This is a genomic window from Halopseudomonas salina, from assembly GCF_014637955.1.
GTDB lineage: Bacteria > Pseudomonadota > Gammaproteobacteria > Pseudomonadales > Pseudomonadaceae > Halopseudomonas > Halopseudomonas salina.
In genome coordinates this window covers 116,176-132,195 of sequence record NZ_BMFF01000006.1, presented here as the reverse complement: position 1 = coordinate 132,195, position 16,020 = coordinate 116,176, and the positions used below count along the sequence as shown (strand labels likewise).

Here is a 16,020-nt window from a genome sequence, read left to right as displayed (position 1 = left end):
GTGAATGTCGATACCGGGAATAAGTCCGGCTACTGCTGTTTGTGACTGACCCTGATGGCAAGGGTTCATCTGCTCTCAGTCGAGTCGCAAAATCCCCGTGAACTTCCTATGCTCTGGGCAGCGACTTTACTTACCCCACCCCTGACAGCCGGAGATATCCATCCATATGCACGCATTCAGACCCGCCGGCGCTGGAGTAAAAACCGGTCTTTTCCAGATCATCTTCGAATCCGACACGCCCCTGGGCAAGGGTTTTGATATCGCACTGGCCGTGCTGATTCTGATGAGCGTCGGCGTGGTACTGCTAGATAGCGTGGAGAGCTACCATCAGCGATTCGGTGTGTTTTTCTACTATGCAGAATGGGTTGTCACTGTTTTGTTCACACTCGAAATCGGACTTCGCGTCTATTGTCTGGAAAAGCCCCGGCTGTACCTGAAGAGCTTCTACGGGGTAATTGATGTACTGGCGGTACTGCCCACCTGGCTCGCACTCTTCATTCCCGGCGCGCAGACCCTGGTCGTAATTCGCTTACTCCGCACACTGCGCCTGTTCCGGGTACTGGAAATGATGACGCTGGTAGGTGAAGGCAAACTGCTGGTCGATGCACTCAAGCGCAGCCGTGGTCAGATTATCCTGTTCCTGTTTGCCGTGATGATGCTGGTCACTATCTTCTCCTCCCTGCTGTTTCTGATCGAGCCTGCGGAGGCCGGCTTCACCAGCATACCCAAAGCGATTTACTGGGGCATTGTGACCTTGACCACGGTGGGCTACGGGGACATCGCGCCGGTGACTCCGCTAGGCCAATTCATATCCATCATGATCATGCTGACCGGTTACTCCATCATTGCTTTACCAGTTGGCGTATTCTCGGTCGAAGTGATAAATACTCTGCGCGACGAGCGCTACTCGGACGAAGCCTGCCCTGGATGTGGAAAGCACCAGCATGAAAAAAATGCCCGCTACTGTAAATTCTGCGGTACCTGGCTCGATGAGGAATCCCTGGATCCCAACGCCGTGGAGCAGGCTGATAGCTGATCCCTGCCAGCGCTAGAGAATCTCCCGCTCGACATCCATGATCCGGCCATCGACTGTGCGCTGCAGCTTTTCCTCTATTTCACTGCAGATCGACTCCACCTTCTGTGCGGAGGTCGCGGCCACCACAAAGGACCACTCACTAGCCTCGAGACGATCAAGGTCGCCGCTCTCGCAAACTGCGATTGATGGGGTTCGGCCAAAGCGTTCGTGCAGGCCGCCCATGCGTTGACGTTTTTCCTTGAGCGAGCTGCAGCCCGGCAAGGAAAACCCGATTCTCAGAACCCCTATATTCATGCCAACTCCCGTTAAAAAATGTCTCTCAATCTGGCCATCGTGCGGGCACAACAAAGCAGCGCTCGGCTTCCTGCCAGAGCCTTGCCGTTTCGTCCCAATACATTCGGGCGAACAACCGCGGTGTCTGAGTCAGGGCGATTTGCTCAAGAGCGGCCTGCGCCTCTGCCGGGTCAGGCTCATCACTCTGTAGCCACGGACCAAGCCAATGGGGTTTTCGCAGCTGGACCCAGCGCGAAATGTCTTTGCTGCTTACGGCATCCAGATACATCCATGTACCGCGCTGATGATCGCTCGGCACATGGCAAGGCGGAGAAACGGCCTTGGCACAGTCGGTAGCGAGTGGATAGAAAAGATAACCCGGCATGAACACCCGCGACCTCACGGGCGGCTCTATACCAAGTTCGGCTAACGCCATAACACTCTCGGGTAACAGTGAGCGCTGACTCTGATGATCCAGCATGCGTGCGGTTTTCAGATCCAGACGGTCAACCGCATTGGGTCCATACCAGCGCACCTGGTCCATATTCAGCTCCAGATCCGGTATGTAGCCAAGATAGAACTTGATCGCAATCTCGTGATGCTCGATAGCGCCTGTAGCCGGGTTGCGAACCACAAAATCTAGCTCCCCCAGGGTTCTCTCCTGATTGCGGATCGGCAAGTTACGGGCCATCACCTCCCAACCCAGAACGTCCGTTAACAGGCACGCGTAGAGCCGCTCGAAATAGTAGCCCAGGCGGGGTTGGGCTGGCTGGGTCAGCATCGCAGGCGCTGTGTCCGGCATGGCCTCCCAGCTCAACAGCTTTTGCATCGTGCCGGCCGGCAACTGCGCGCGCAGATCAAACGCCAGAGGGCTATCGGTAAGCTGCGCTGCGCCGCACATCCAGGCAAGATGGCGTATCGCCGGAATACGAAAGCCTGTTGGATCAATGGGGGAGTAGCTGTCGGATTTCATGTTCTCAGCGTACCTGAAAAACGGCGAGATACCCCATAGGTGAACGCTCACGTAAACTGACGCATTACTCGCAACCGGGACCTGACCCATGGCCAGATGGCTCGTCAAAACCGAACCTGATGAATGCGGTATCGACGATTTCGCCCGAGACCCGAAGAACCCCATTACATGGGACGGCGTGCGCAATTATCAGGCACGCAACTTTCTGACAGAAATGGCCGAGGGCGATGACGTGTTCATCTATCACTCCAGCTGCAAGCACATCGGCGTGGCGGGTGTGGTTAAGGTTGCCCGCGCCGCTTACCCCGATCCAGCACAGTTCGATCCTGAGTCGCCCTATTACGATGGCAAAAGCACCCGGGAAAAACCCCGCTGGAAGGCCGTAGATATGCTATTTCAACGCAAACTGGAGCGCTTGATAACGCTGGATGAGCTTAAAGGCATTGCCGGTCTCGATGACTTGCCCCTGGTCAGGCGTGGCAGCCGCCTGTCAGTGATGCCGGTAAGTGACGAGCACTGGCAAATCATTCTGCAGCAGGAAAAACGTAACTGAGGAAGACGCCTCAGCTGGCACAAACGGCTATTTCTTCTTGCCAGGCTTGCCGACGCCACGCTGACGAGGCGGCTTGGGCAAATTTTTCTGCTCCTTGCGATCGGCCCGATCGGAATTACGTGAACCTTCCTTGAAGCGTTTCTTGCGCTCGGCGTTCTCGGCTTCCTTTTTGGCCTTCGCCTCGGCTATGGCCTGCTTTTCCCGCTCTACCATCGCGGGTGTCTCAAGCGTTATACGGCCCAACTTGCCGGACCTAAGCTCGTTGATCAGCACCTCGCAGATCTTGTGCAGATTGATCCTGCCCCCGGTTTGCAGTGCACCGCGCCGGGCGCCGGCCATTTCCAGAAAATCCAGTTCGCTGGTAGGCAGCCGTTCCAGCTGGAAATGCGCGGTGATCAATTCCGGGTAAGCCTTTATCAGATACTCGGCCAGGAAAAAGCTGACGTCATCGTATTCCATCGCTGTATTCTTGATGGCACCTGTGGCGGCCAGGCGATAACTGCTGTCAGGGTTCTCGATTTTTGGCCAGAGGATACCCGGTGTATCCAGCAGAGTGACGCCGCTGCCCAGGTTGATTCGCTGCTGATCCTTGGTTACCGCCGGCTCGTCACCGGTCTTGGCAACCATGCGGCCAGCCAGCGTGTTGATGATGGTCGACTTCCCAACGTTGGGAATGCCGACAATCATGGCATTGATGTTTTTTGCCCCGGCATCTTTTTCGGGCAGCATCTTGCGGCACAAATCCACCAGCAGCCTGATCCTGCCGGGCTGTTCGGTAGTGGTGGCAAAGGTTTTTACCCCCCGCTCGCGCTCCAGGTATTCCTGCCACTGGGCGGTCAGCTCCGGGTCAGCCAGGTCGGTCTTGCTCAGCACCTTGATACAGGGCTTGTCGCCCCTGAGTTGAGCAATGGAGGGGTTCTCACTGGAATAGGGAATGCGCGCATCCAGCACTTCGATCAGCAGGTCTACCTGAGGCAGAACCTCCTTTATGGCCTTTTGCGCCTTGTGCATGTGTCCGGGATACCACTGAATTGCCATTGTGCCGCGCCTTGAGTGTGCATGAAGCACCATTGTACGTTAACTGGTCGGCGGTTAAGCACACTCCGGTGGCAACCGCTCACTCATCCTGCGGCCCGGCGACCCCCACAGGGACGGTGGCGATCTGACCATCCTGGCGCTTGATCACACTGAAGGATCCATCGGTTTCCAGAATCACGGATGCTGCCTGAGCCAGATTGGCCATACCGGAAGAACGCACTGCTGCTTCGATTTCGTCGACTGTTACCCGAGCGCCAAGCAGCGCTTGCGGAAGCAATCTGCCCTGGTAATACAAGAGTCGTGGCTCACCCGTGACCAACCGCCTTACCCAGCGCGCCCGCACACTGGACCAGGTGACAATGAACTGAAGACCGATAAGCACCGCAAAGGCCAGCGCGCCCTCGGCCAGGGCAACGTCCTTGCTGAGCAGTACGGTAGCCAATGTCGAGCCCAGAGCAACGGTCACAATCAGGTCGAACGCGTTCATCTTCGACAGAGTGCGTTTACCAGAAATACGCAGGAAAACGATCAACACAACATACGCCATCACGCCCACCACCAGCGTGCGCGCCAGTCCGGCCCAGCCATCGAAAAACACATCTTCCAGCATTAGTCCTCCCACCCTGTTAGCGGCTGAAAAAACCGATCGGCCCAGCCTGATGCTGGTTGGACCCTGGCTGGGGTGGAATTATCCTTTCCTGGTTTGCTTTCCACCAATTGCCTGGTTCCGAGCTGTCTTTCGAGCCACACCTGTTGTCCAACTGACGCTGCTCAGGCTTGTTTGGCGATGTCTTTTTTTGCGAACTTTATGCGCTTTCGACCTCTCCAACACCTTGGAAGGTGCATCCCGTTGCACCAGTAAAATCAAGGAATTCGCCATGACAGCCACTGTCGACCGAAGCCACCAGACGCCCCAAATGACGCTTAGTCCGCTGCATGCCGTGCTATTGGCAGGTACCATACCCTTGTTTCTCGGTGCGCTACTAAGCGACATCGCCTACTTCCAGACTTATCAAATCCAATGGGTCAATTTCTCATCCTGGCTGGTTGCTGGCGGGCTGGTTTTTACCGCTCTGGCTCTCCTGTGCGGGATATCAGGGCTTTTTCGAGCGGAGGGTCACAGCGGCCGTAGCAAGCTATATGTCGTGCTTTTGCTGCTCACCTGGGTGCTCGGCTTTATCAACTCACTGGTGCACGCCAGGGATGCCTGGGCCACCATGCCTTCCGGGCTCATTCTGTCGGTTATCGTCGCATTGCTTGCAAGCATAGCTACCGCAGTTCGCTTCTCCGCCCGCCGCACCGGAGGTGCCCTATGACCCGCCCTGGCCTGCTTTCAGTATTGACCCTTTCCATCCTGCTCACCGCCTGTGGCGCAGATGACGACGCGATGGTGCTCTATGGGCCCGACCCGACACTACCGGAGCCGTCACGTGGCCTGCTTCCCAATATGACCATCGCCAAGCCGACAGGCTGGGGTGATGAACTCCCCACCGTTCCTGAGGGTTACAGCGTAAGCGCCATTGCTACCGACCTGCTCATTCCCCGGCAAACCCTGGTGCTGCCCAATGGAGACATCCTGGTCGCAGAAGGCCGCGGCGGTAATGCATCAGCGCTCAGGCCCAAGCACGTGATAGCCGGCTACATCAAGGCGCAGGGCAACACTTCGGTGAAAAGTGGCAATCGTCTGACCCTGCTGCGAGACAGCGATGGAGACGGTACCTACGAGCAGCAAGGTATTTTCGCCGAAGACCTGAACGCACCCTATGGCCTGGCTCTGATCGGTGATGATCTATACGTTGCCAACCAGGACGCCCTGGTCCGGTTTGACTACGAGGAGGGCCAGACCCGCGCCAGCGCCGCACCAGAAACCCTCACTGAACTCCCCTCGGCGATCAACCATCACTGGACCAAGGCGATGACCGCCAGCGAGGATGGTGACTATCTGTACGTGGGCATTGGCTCCAACAGCAACATCACCGAACGCGGGATGGAGGCCGAAGTGGATCGCGCAGTGATCTGGCAGGTCCAGACTGATACAGGGGCGCATAAAACCTATGCCTCTGGGGTGCGCAACCCCACCGCGTTGGCCATGCATCCGGATACAGGTTCGCTCTGGGCTGTGGTCAACGAACGTGACGAACTGGGTCCGAACCTGACACCGGACTATCTGACCTCAGTCCGTGAGGGCGGCTTCTATGGCTGGCCCTATAGCTACTGGGGCCAGAATGTCGACCACCGGGTACGACCTCAGGACCCGGATAAAGTAGCCGCCAGCATCACGCCAGACTACTCCCTGGGCTCCCATGTGGCGCCACTGGGCGTGGACTTTGCCGATGGCAAGCTAGGCGGGGCATTCGCAGACGGTGCCTTTGTTGGTCAGCATGGCAGCTGGAACCGCAAAGACCTCGCCGGCTACAAGGTGGTCTTCATACCCTTCAACGATGGTCAGCCTGCTGGCGATCCGGTCGACTTTGCGACCGGCTTTATCGATGACGAGGGCAAGGCCCGCGGGCGGCCCGTAGGCGTGACTGTGGACCCCGAGGGTGCGCTGATTATCGCGGACGACCTGTCCAATACCATCTGGCGTGTTACACAGGAGAGGTAGCTGGAGTTCAACCACAAGCGCTGACAGGTATAACCGTCAGCGCCGCGCCTCTGGCGAGCTACCGCGACTTTCCAGCTCTTCATTGAGCCGCTGTTCCCGCTGTCGATCTATGACATTGCCGCTGAAGTACATCTCTAGCCGCAGGCTGAGCGCCCAGCGAGGGTCAAAACTGGCATCACGGGGAAAATGCAGTTCGGGGATGATGTCAGCGAACAGGATGTCCTTGTGCAAGTTTCGACGGTATTGGGTGAGCAGGTAATAGTCGTTGACTTGCGGTCGGGACGCACTGTTTCCCACTACAACGGCCGCGTAACGCATTGCACTGCGACGACTCAATACCTGATTGATTTCCACAGACTCGGAAAACTCCAGCGTGTCTTCGTCTTCTTGCCACTGAATATTGGTCAGAAAACGCAGATGCCGTGTGGCATCCAGCGGCTTGCCAATATCCCAGCGGCTGCGGGCTGAATAGCCATCACTGTTGAACCACGAAAGTCTGTTGTAGGACTCCAGTTGCCAGGGCCCCTCCCCCAGATTCCAGAGGCGCTCGCTACTCAGGCGCATATAGGGATCGAGGGGTAGCCGGAATTTGACCCCTGCGCCTACCCGGGTATCCCAATGTCGGGTCTTGTCCTTTTTACTGAGCCGGCTCAAACCGATGACGGTACTGTCACTGCTGGTCTGGTCATCGCGCAAACGTCCCGAGCCCTGTTCACTGAGGGTGCCGCGTGACTCCTCCGGCTCACTCTCGATGATCAGACGCAGCCGCTCCTTGGTGGTCGGCATATCCAGTTTGAACCGGATACTGGGATCGGTACTGAAACCCTCGGATTCCTCCCAGTCGAAATCGGTGCCGATCCGCAGGTAGGACTTGTTTCTGACTGAAAGGCTCTCGTCATCGCTACCGAAAAAGCCGTCAAGGTTGCGCGAGCTGGAGTCAACCCAGCGCGAGATACCCTCGTGCACTGGTTTTATGCGCTCGATTGTCCAATCAGGCAGGTCGGAATCATCCGCAATCAGACCGCCAGCGTAAGGTAGCAACAGAACCAGGAGCATTGTCGGCAGAGGTATTTTACCCATGGAGTCCCTTTCATTTGCTTCAATACTTTTTCCGACTATAACCTGTTCGGGTAAATTCAGCCTCTTGAAGATCCTGTACTGCACATTCTGACTGCCGCTGGCCTTGCCGCCTCCATACTTTCTTAAACTTGAGCAGAGGCAGCTGCGGACTCATCAGTTGCGATAAACAGTGTTGCTGGTGCACCAGCAGTGGATAATGCATTTGCCTGATGCACAGGCAACTCGAGCCCATGCTGAGGGTCATCGATAGCCTCGATGGCGATCAGGGGCGGCGCAGAAGTCGCCGCTCCGAATAAAGTAGCGAAGGAAACATCGGCCGCGTCCCTGCCAGTGCCGATTCGTAGCAACCCCATTGTGGGCGAGACTCCACTGGGGTCGAACAGGTACCAGCGGCCACTCAGAAACACCTCAACGTAGGCATGGAAATCCGAAGGACCCATTGCAGGGTCAGCACCATAGTCAATCCCGGAGACAAAGCGCGCAGGGATGTTCAGGGCGCGGCAGGTAGCAATCATCAAATGGGCAAAATCACGGCAAACACCAACGTGATCAGTCAGCGTATCCACGGCCGAAGTGCTGCCACCTGAGCAGCCTAAGGTAAACCTGGTTCTCCGGTACACCCAGTCACGAATGGCGAGCACGCGCTGATACCCCGGCGGCATATTGCCGAACTCATGGTTAGCCAGCGCCTGAAAGCGGTCTGACTGACAGTACCTGCTTGGATAGATATAACTGAACAAATCCATCGGCAGATCGGCCACAGCCATTTCCTTGAGGGTCTCTGGCTGAGCTACCCGGTGATGAATTTCTACCAGGCCCTCATAACGAACCAGCAAAGCTCCGTTGTTGGCTCGTATTCTCATCCATCGCGTGCCGTCATCTTTCTGTACGAACAGTTGCTGTTCAACAGGTTGATTGATGGTCACTGTCTCACCGAGGACGCGCTGGCTTTCCGTAAGGGCAGGATGGATGTTGAAGAGAAAATCACAGGATGCATCAAGCACCGTATAAGCCAGCTCTATGGAAAACTTTAATCGAACCATGACGGTGAATTCTCTGGTGATACAGGACAATAGGCGGAGCTGAGCCCCGTGCAGCACTTTGCCATCCGTGACCGAGATAGCGTCCTCAGGGAGAGGAAACACTGTTAAGACTGCACCGCCGGCCCCATGTTCAAACTCTTGCGCGGAAAATGTCTGGTCATCATGGGATAGCTCTTCGCCCCGGATCAGTTGACGTGAAATCCCTTTTCCCTTGCGTCAGATTCCCACGGTATTCACCAGGCGTCATGCCGGTCCAGCTGCGAAAGGCGCGAATAAACGAACTTTGCTCGGAATAGCCAAGCAACAGGGCGACATCGGTCTGCGCCAACGCGGGGTCTGCCAGGTATTGCCGCGCCAGAGTATGGCGGGTGTGCGCCAGCAAGCCTCGGTAGCTGTAGCCCGCACTACTCAGCTGCCGGTAAAAGGTTCGCAGGGAGCAGCCAAGCATCCGGGCGACAGCCTCAGCGCTGACATCACCGTTTTTCATCGACTCGACTATCTGCTCCTGCACCTGCGTAAAGAACGCCCCTGTTTGCCCGCCCTCGATGAGCGGCTGCTGTTTGAGTAGGGCCTGTGCCTGCTGCTCAAGCAGGCGCAGCAAATAGGGGTCCTTACTGAAAATCGGCAACGCCAGTAGATGTGCCGGGAGCACCAACTCAATCGCGTTGCAGTCAAAGTCCACCGGGCAACCAAGGAGCACCGGATAGACAGCAGCATCCTCAGGTCTGGAAAAAGGCAAGCCGGCACGCAACGGGGTAATCGGCCGGCCAACCAATGCCTGACACAGGCTGACAAATACCGCGAGGCTGAACTCGCTGGCCAGCGGTGTATTTGCCACCGATTGCGTCCAGCGCATGAAAAGCACCCCGTCCTTGAGCCAGGCGCGGGAGGAGAGCCCGGCCTGCAAAAGTCCTTGATAGCGGTGGTAACGCGCCAGTGCCTGGCCAAGGGTGCCGCAGGAAGACACCATATAACCCACCACGCCAAACTGACTGGGCCTGACCGCCAGACCCAGGCGCACCCCCAGGGCATTGACCGGATCAAGCTGCCGGACTGACTCCAGCAGGTCGCAGAATCGCAGCGCCGAAACGCTTGGTGACTCAAGCTCCAGGCTCATCTCATCCAGAAGCACAGGCGCAGGCAACCCACGCTCACGCACATAGACTTGCAGCGTCTCGATAAAACCTGAGGGGATGTAATCGGTTTTGCTCATGATTGGCACTATCGGGACGCTGGCACAAAATGTCAATCAGGCACTTGTTGCCAATACGAATCAGCAAATCCCGACATAACATGCGGGTTTTGTTGTCCCATGCGTGGAGAAGATCATGGCGTACGTAGTCACTCAGAGCTGTATCGGCAACAAACACACCAGTTGCGTCGATGTGTGCCCGGTTGAAGCCTTTCGTGAGGCCCCCGAGATGCTGTTTATCGATCCGGATGTTTGCATTGACTGTAACGCCTGCGTCTCCGCCTGTCCCGAAGGGGCCATCTTCCCGCGGAGTATGGTGCCAGAGGACCAACAATCCTTCATTGCCCTGAACGCCGAAGGGGCCAAGACCCATCCGGTGATTCGCGAGAGCATCCAGGCTGGTCAACAAGCGGCTAGCCCACTGGCTCGCCTGCCCGGCCGCTTTGCCATTGTCGGTTCCGGCCCAAGCGGGTTCTATGCCGCTGAGGCACTGATGAAGCAGATGCCTGCCGCGCAGGTAGACATGTTTGAACGCCTGCCCACGCCTTTTGGTCTTGTGCGTTATGGTGTGGCCCCAGATCACCCACGCATCAAGTCCGTCACGGCCGGGTTTGAACGTATCGCCGAGTCGCCACAGTTTCGTTTTTTCGGCAACGTGCAGATCGGTCGCGATCTGACCAGCGCCGATCTGCGCCAGTATTATCATGGCGTCATCTACGCTACCGGCGGCTCCCAGAGCCGCCCGTTGACATTGCCGGGGGCCGATAGCGGCAACATCTTTGGCTCTTCGAATTTTGTCGGCTGGTATAACGGCCATCCAGATGAGGCCGCCCTGGCCCCAGCCCTGACCGGACCCACCGCGGTGATCATAGGTATTGGCAACGTGGCGCTGGATATCGCCCGGTTGCTGGTGCTGCCAAATGATCAGCTAGCCAAGACGGACATAGCCGATGATGCCCTTCGGGCACTGGCAGCCAGCGGCATTGAAGAAGTACAACTGTTAGCTCGCCGAGGACCTGCGCAGGCGGCGTTCACGCCGAAAGAACTGGAACAGCTCATGGCCATAGATGGGCTGCAGTTGTTAGTCGATCCCGCTGACCTCGAACTGGACGACGCTACCGCGCACCAGCTGGAACAACCTGAGTATGCCGAGGCTCGCCTGAACCTCGGCCTGCTTCGCGAAATCGCCGGCCGGCCCCGTGGCCCGGGCAAACGCATCCGGTTCATGTTCTACACCAGCCCTACCTCCTTTAGCGCCAGCGACGGGAAGGTAAGCACCGTGCATGCCCAGCGCACAGAGCTGGTCCGCAACGAAACAGGGCAACTGGTGGCCCAGCCATCGGAACAGACACTGGATATTCCCGCCACACTGGTGGTGCATGCCATCGGCTATCAGGGTTCGGCAATCGACGAATTGCCCTTTGATACCGGCCGCGGAGTTATGCAACACGACCAGGGACGTGTCAGCGGCCATATCGAGAGCCGCGATTACGTCGCGGGCTGGATCAAGCGGGGCGCCAGCGGCGTGATCGGCAGTAACCGTCAGTGCGCAACCGAAAGCGTTCAGCGCCTGCTGGACGACTTGGGCAACAGCCTGCCCGAGCTGGCTAATGCCGCAATCACTACCCTGCTGCAAGCGCGCGATGTGAATACCGTCAGCATGGCTGACTGGCGCCTGCTGGATCAGCACGAACAGGCACGGGGCCGAATCGAGGGCAGAACCCGCCGCAAGATAGTCAAGATCGAGGAGATGCTGGGCGTTATTCATGAGGCACGGGAGCGTGAGGCAGAACAGGCCAGGATGCCGGTCAAAACCCATCACCGTGCATGCACCCTGTGCGAGGCCATGTGTGGCGTCGTCATCGAAACCCGGGGCGAACAGATTCTATCGATCAATGGCGACCCGGATGACCCTCACAGCGAAGGGCACATCTGTCCGAAAGGCTATGCCTTGCAGGATTTGCATACCGACCCGGACCGCCTGCGTACGCCGCTGGAAAAGGTCAATGGCGAGTGGTTGCCCATAGACTGGGACAGCGCTCTGGACAAGGTCGCAGCCAAACTGGTGGATATTCAGCAACGCCATGGCGATGACGCCATTTCCGGCTACTGGGGCAACCCCTCTTCGCACAACCTGGGTCTGATGCTGGCATCCGGCTCCTTGCGCAAGGCAATAGGTACTCGCAATATCTCCTCAGCAGCATCACTGGATCAGATGCCGCACCAGTTGGTGTCCTATCTGATGTTCGGCCACAGCCAGCTATTTACCATTCCAGATATTGACCGCACACAATACATGCTGATGCTCGGTGCCAACCCGGCAGCCTCCAACGGCAGCCTGATGACAGCCGGCGATATTCTCAAACGCCTCGAGCGAATTCGTGAGCGCGGTGGCAAAGTGATCCTCGTCGACCCACGTCGCACAGAGTCCGCGCGCTATGTGGACCAGCACCTGTTTATCCGTCCCGGCACTGACGCTTTCTTCCTGCTCGGCCTGATCCGTCACGTGCTCGACAAGGACCTGACCAAGCCTGGCCGATTGCATGAACTGGCTGATAACTGGGATGCCCTTGCGCCACTGTTTGAGGGTGTAACGCTTGAGCAGGTCAGCACCCGTTGTGGTATTGCTGTCGATGAGATCAAGCGCATAGCTGAAGACTTTGCCGCCGCCGAATGTGCCGTCTGCTACGGCCGCATGGGTGTTTCCACCCAGAGCTATGGCGCGCTAAACCACTGGCTGATGCTGGTACTGAACATCCTCACCGGCAATCTCGACAGCCCCGGCGGCATGATGTTTACCACGCCGGCCTTCAACAAGGCCCAAAGCCGACCCATGGGTAGTTTCAATACTTATCAAAGCCGGGCGCGTGGCCTGCCGGAATTCGATAGCTACTTTCCCGCAGTTACCCTGGCCGAGGAAATGCTCACCCCCGGCGAAGGCCAGGTACGCGGCTTTGTTTGCGTGGCGGGTAATCCGGTATTGTCCACGCCCAACGGACGGCAGATGGATGAGGCGCTGGAACAACTCGAATTCATGGTATCGATCGACTTCTATCTGAACGAAACTTCACGGCATGCCGACATCATCCTGCCACCTACCGGACCGCTGGAGCACGAACAGTACGACATCGTGTTCAACATGCTCGCCGTGCGTAACCTGGCACGCTTCAGCGACCCGGTCTTCGCGCCGGCCGCGGGCGCCCGTTGTGACTGGGATATTGTGCAGGGCCTGGCCGAGCGTATTGCTGCGCTGAAAAACCCCGATGGCGCACCAGGACGCAAAATGCCCAGCCCCGAGCAGATTCTCGATCATGGCCTGAAGACCGGCCCCTACGGTCAGGGCTTCAGTGAATACAACAGTGGCCAGCCAGTAAAGCGTGAAGAGCCCTTGAGCGTCGAGGTACTCAAGCGTTACCCACATGGCCTGGATCTTGGACCCATGCGCGAGTCCTTCCCCGGCTACCTGTTTACCCCTGACAAGAAACTGCACCTGACGCCGGCCGAACTGGTCGCGGACCTGGGCCGTGCCATGGCCGAGTTGCGTGGAGCCCAGAACGGCGAGCTGATGCTTATCGGCCGGCGTGACCTGCGTACCAACAATTCCTGGATGCACAACAGTCAGCGTCTGGTCAAAGGCAACGATCGCTGCGCCCTGCTGATCAACCCCGCTGACGCTGAACGCCTGGGTCTGGCCAATGGCAAACAGGCACGCATCATGTCGCGCACCGGTGAGCTGCTGGTCAGCGTGCAGGTCAGTGACGACATCATGCCAGGGGTAGTCTGCCTGCCACATGGCTGGGGTCACGACCGCGAGGGTGTCAGTCTGCGCGTCGCCCAGAGCAACCCGGGCATCAACGTCAACGACATAACAGATGATCAGGTGGTTGACGTGTTATCAGGTAACGCGGTGCTCAACGGGATACCTGTGTCGGTTGTGGCGGCCTGAGACGCCATCGCCCGGCGCATTCATCACTATCTTGTATCTGGCATGGCAAAGCGCTACTTTGAACAAATAATAAAAAGAGCAAAGAAAATGAATATCTATGGCTTGGTGGCCAGCGCACCCTGGCAGACATCCTGATGAGCGGCCGCGAACAAGACGATAACTTTTTCGTTTTGCTCCAGCGGCTGCCTGTTGCCTGCATGCTTACCCGTATTGAAGACAGCCGCGTTCTGGTGATCAATCCGGCATTCGAGCGGCTGTTTGGCTGGGATGCCGAAGACATCGTCAACCGGCATTCCGCCGAACTTCCGATATGGGTCAACGCTCAACAGCGCGACGAATTCATCGAGCGCTTTTCCCGAACTGGCCGCGTGCAGCAGTGCGAAGCCCGATTCAAATGCCTGGACGGTCAAACCAAACCCTGCCTCGTTTATGTTGAACAGATTGATCTCAATGGTCAGGCCTGCCGTCTGGCCATGGCCCACGACATGTCCGAGCGCAGCAACGCCGAACTGACTCTGAAACAGAGTGAAGCCAAGTTCTCCGCGCTATTCATAGACTCACCCGAACCCTATGTACTCTTTGCCAAGCGCAGCGCGCAAATAGCCGATATCAACCATCGATTTACAGAGGTCTTCGGTTATGTACCTCAGGATGTCATCGGCAAAACCGCAATGGATATCGGGCTCTGGCGTTATCCGGAGAAACGCGCTGCGATCATCGACAAGCTGATGCGCGAGCGCTGTCTGCGCAACGAGCCCATCGACTTCATTGCCAAAGACGGCCGGGTGCTGAATTGCGAAGTATCGAGCAACTTTATCCTGATTGGTGACGATCGTTGCACTCTTTCCTGCTTCAAGGATGTAACCGAACAGAAAAACATCGAAGCACGAATCAAGCATCAGGCCTATCACGACGCGCTGACCGATCTGCCCAATCGAATGCTCCTTCAGGACCGATTACAACAGCACCTGGCCCTTGGCGAACGCCATGGTCTCGGCTGCGCCCTCCTGTTCTTTGACCTGGACCACTTCAAGCGCGTGAACGACTCCCTGGGCCACGGCTGTGGCGATGCCGTGCTGCAGGAGGTAAGTAGACGTCTCCAAGAGGGGGTGCGAAAAGCCGACACGGTCGCGCGGCTGGGCGGCGACGAATTCGTCATCCTGCTCACCGGGCTTTCAGGAGACCACGGGCAAATTGCCGAGCATGCCAGAGCAAGCGCGGCTGATTTACTTGAGGCCGTTTCTGCGCCCATGCGCATCGAGGGCCACGGATTGCAGTTGAGTTGCAGCATTGGCATTGCGCTGTCGTCCGAACATGGCAACACGCCGGAGGATCTGCTCAAGCATGCCGACACCGCGCTCTATGGGGTCAAGGCAAGTGGTCGCAACAACATTGCTTTTTTCGAACCGCAGATGCAGGTGGTGGTGAGTCAGCGTCTGCAACTGGAAACCGAACTGCGCAACGCCTTGATCGCCCAGGAGTTCGAGCTGCATTACCAGCCGCAAGTTGACGCCCGCACGCAACAGATCATCGGCGCGGAGGCTCTCCTGAGGTGGCAGCACCCCGAACAGGGTTTGATCAGCCCCGCCACCTTCATGCATGTTCTGGAGGAAAGTGGCATGATTCTGGAGGCCGGCCACGGTGTCGTTCTCCAGGCGTGCGGCTTTATTGCTCACCTGCTCAAGCAGGGCCTGATCACTGCAGACAGCTTCAGCCTCAGCATCAATATCAGCCCACGGCAATTTCGTCAGGCCGACTTCGTGGCCCGTGTTGCAGCCGCCATTGAGGCCCAGCAAATTCCGACCCAATGCCTGAAGCTGGAAATCACCGAAGGAATCATGATCCACAACATTACCGACACCGTGGAAAAAATGAACGAACTGCGCGATATAGGCATTCGTTTTGCCATTGACGACTTTGGCACCGGCTATTCGTCGCTCAGCTATCTCAAACGCCTGCCCGTGGATCTTCTGAAAATTGATCAGTCATTCATCAACGACTGCACCCACGACAGTAACGATGCAGAAATTGTTCGCGCCATTATTGCCATGGCCCGCAGTCTGAAAATGGAACTGATTGCTGAAGGTGTGGAAACGGCCGAACAGCTGGCCTTCCTGCAACAACAGGACTGCCATATCTATCAGGGCTACTATTTCAGCTGCGCGGTGACCAGTGAGGCTTTCTGCACCCTGCTCGGCCCTTCACCCGGGCCAGGCAATGTACTCCAACAGAACGTCACCTGAGGCAAGCAAGGGAGCATGATGGCTCCGGCAAAACGTAT

Annotated in this window: 13 protein-coding genes and 1 pseudogene; 7 read left to right on the top strand and 7 right to left on the bottom strand. The window is 57.4% G+C overall.

Features of this window, described 5'->3' with window-relative positions:
- Positions 1-166 precede the first annotated feature (166 nt).
- Positions 167-1,036, top strand: coding sequence for an ion transporter (locus tag IEV54_RS14185; RefSeq protein ID WP_150278751.1), 870 nt, complete (start codon positions 167-169; stop codon positions 1,034-1,036).
- A 12-nt stretch (positions 1,037-1,048) separates the two neighbouring features.
- Here the strand turns inward: IEV54_RS14185 and IEV54_RS14180 are convergent, their stop codons facing one another.
- Both IEV54_RS14180 and IEV54_RS14175 read right to left on the bottom strand, forming a co-directional pair.
- Complete coding sequence (locus IEV54_RS14180) at positions 1,049-1,330, bottom strand: DUF503 domain-containing protein (RefSeq protein ID WP_150278752.1); 282 nt, start codon at positions 1,328-1,330, stop codon at positions 1,049-1,051.
- Between the two features lie 25 nt (positions 1,331-1,355).
- Positions 1,356-2,282, bottom strand: a complete 927-nt coding sequence (locus IEV54_RS14175) for a DUF1853 family protein (protein WP_150278753.1) — start codon at positions 2,280-2,282, stop codon at positions 1,356-1,358.
- An 88-nt stretch (positions 2,283-2,370) separates the two neighbouring features.
- Here IEV54_RS14175 and IEV54_RS14170 point away from each other — a divergent pair, with 88 nt between their 5' ends.
- Positions 2,371-2,835 (top strand): EVE domain-containing protein, encoded by a 465-nt coding sequence (locus IEV54_RS14170; protein ID WP_150278754.1) that lies wholly within the window; start codon positions 2,371-2,373, stop codon positions 2,833-2,835.
- A gap of 27 nt (positions 2,836-2,862) precedes the next feature.
- Here IEV54_RS14170 and ylqF read toward each other — a convergent pair whose 3' ends face one another.
- Positions 2,863-3,873 (bottom strand): ribosome biogenesis GTPase YlqF, encoded by a 1,011-nt coding sequence (gene ylqF / locus IEV54_RS14165; protein WP_150278755.1) that lies wholly within the window; start codon positions 3,871-3,873, stop codon positions 2,863-2,865.
- Between the two features lie 79 nt (positions 3,874-3,952).
- Positions 3,953-4,480, bottom strand: a complete 528-nt coding sequence (locus IEV54_RS14160; protein ID WP_373286453.1) for a DUF421 domain-containing protein — start codon at positions 4,478-4,480, stop codon at positions 3,953-3,955.
- A gap of 271 nt (positions 4,481-4,751) precedes the next feature.
- Between IEV54_RS14160 and IEV54_RS14155 the strand changes: the two genes are divergently transcribed.
- A complete protein-coding gene (locus IEV54_RS14155) occupies positions 4,752-5,189 on the top strand; it encodes a DUF2231 domain-containing protein (protein ID WP_150278757.1) in 438 nt (145 codons plus the stop codon).
- The gene (locus IEV54_RS14150) at positions 5,186-6,478 is read left to right on the top strand and encodes a PQQ-dependent sugar dehydrogenase (protein ID WP_150278758.1); all 1,293 of its coding nucleotides are present in this window, start codon (positions 5,186-5,188) and stop codon (positions 6,476-6,478) included. Before IEV54_RS14155 ends, IEV54_RS14150 begins: the two co-directional genes overlap by 4 nt.
- A gap of 36 nt (positions 6,479-6,514) precedes the next feature.
- On the opposite strand, the gene IEV54_RS14145 is transcribed toward IEV54_RS14150, so the two are convergent.
- The 3 genes from IEV54_RS14145 to IEV54_RS14135 all read right to left on the bottom strand — a co-directional run bounded on the left by IEV54_RS14145 (position 6,515) and on the right by IEV54_RS14135 (position 9,814).
- Positions 6,515-7,558, bottom strand: a complete 1,044-nt coding sequence (locus tag IEV54_RS14145; RefSeq protein WP_188434469.1) for a hypothetical protein — start codon at positions 7,556-7,558, stop codon at positions 6,515-6,517.
- 122 nt (positions 7,559-7,680) lie between these two features.
- On the bottom strand, positions 7,681-8,601 hold the full coding sequence (locus IEV54_RS14140) for a transglutaminase-like domain-containing protein (protein WP_150278759.1): 921 nt from the start codon (positions 8,599-8,601) through the stop codon (positions 7,681-7,683).
- Positions 8,602-8,761: 160 nt separating this feature from the next.
- The gene (locus IEV54_RS14135; RefSeq protein ID WP_150278760.1) at positions 8,762-9,814 is read right to left on the bottom strand and encodes an AraC family transcriptional regulator; all 1,053 of its coding nucleotides are present in this window, start codon (positions 9,812-9,814) and stop codon (positions 8,762-8,764) included.
- Positions 9,815-9,929: 115 nt separating this feature from the next.
- Between IEV54_RS14135 and IEV54_RS17525 the strand changes: the two are divergent.
- The 3 genes and pseudogenes from IEV54_RS17525 to IEV54_RS14125 all read left to right on the top strand — a co-directional run.
- Positions 9,930-10,376: pseudogene (locus IEV54_RS17525) on the top strand (4Fe-4S dicluster domain-containing protein); the annotation flags it as partial.
- A gap of 1,218 nt (positions 10,377-11,594) precedes the next feature.
- On the top strand, positions 11,595-13,739 hold the full coding sequence (locus IEV54_RS17385) for a molybdopterin oxidoreductase family protein (protein WP_223825529.1): 2,145 nt from the start codon (positions 11,595-11,597) through the stop codon (positions 13,737-13,739).
- A 134-nt stretch (positions 13,740-13,873) separates the two neighbouring features.
- On the top strand, positions 13,874-15,982 hold the full coding sequence (locus IEV54_RS14125) for a putative bifunctional diguanylate cyclase/phosphodiesterase (RefSeq protein WP_150278762.1): 2,109 nt from the start codon (positions 13,874-13,876) through the stop codon (positions 15,980-15,982).
- Positions 15,983-16,020: the final 38 nt, after the last annotated feature.

Coding starts and splice junctions, on each gene's coding strand:
- IEV54_RS14185 (WP_150278751.1), top strand. CDS start 167: ATGCACGCATTCAGACCCGCCGGCGCTGGAGTAAAAACCGGTCTTTTC.
- IEV54_RS14180 (WP_150278752.1), bottom strand. CDS start 1,330: ATGAATATAGGGGTTCTGAGAATCGGGTTTTCCTTGCCGGGCTGCAGC.
- IEV54_RS14175 (WP_150278753.1), bottom strand. CDS start 2,282: ATGAAATCCGACAGCTACTCCCCCATTGATCCAACAGGCTTTCGTATT.
- IEV54_RS14170 (WP_150278754.1), top strand. CDS start 2,371: ATGGCCAGATGGCTCGTCAAAACCGAACCTGATGAATGCGGTATCGAC.
- ylqF (WP_150278755.1), bottom strand. CDS start 3,873: ATGGCAATTCAGTGGTATCCCGGACACATGCACAAGGCGCAAAAGGCC.
- IEV54_RS14155 (WP_150278757.1), top strand. CDS start 4,752: ATGACAGCCACTGTCGACCGAAGCCACCAGACGCCCCAAATGACGCTT.
- IEV54_RS14150 (WP_150278758.1), top strand. CDS start 5,186: ATGACCCGCCCTGGCCTGCTTTCAGTATTGACCCTTTCCATCCTGCTC.
- IEV54_RS14145 (WP_188434469.1), bottom strand. CDS start 7,558: ATGGGTAAAATACCTCTGCCGACAATGCTCCTGGTTCTGTTGCTACCT.
- IEV54_RS14140 (WP_150278759.1), bottom strand. CDS start 8,601: ATGGTTCGATTAAAGTTTTCCATAGAGCTGGCTTATACGGTGCTTGAT.
- IEV54_RS14135 (WP_150278760.1), bottom strand. CDS start 9,814: ATGAGCAAAACCGATTACATCCCCTCAGGTTTTATCGAGACGCTGCAA.
- IEV54_RS17385 (WP_223825529.1), top strand. CDS start 11,595: ATGCCGGTCAAAACCCATCACCGTGCATGCACCCTGTGCGAGGCCATG.
- IEV54_RS14125 (WP_150278762.1), top strand. CDS start 13,874: ATGAGCGGCCGCGAACAAGACGATAACTTTTTCGTTTTGCTCCAGCGG.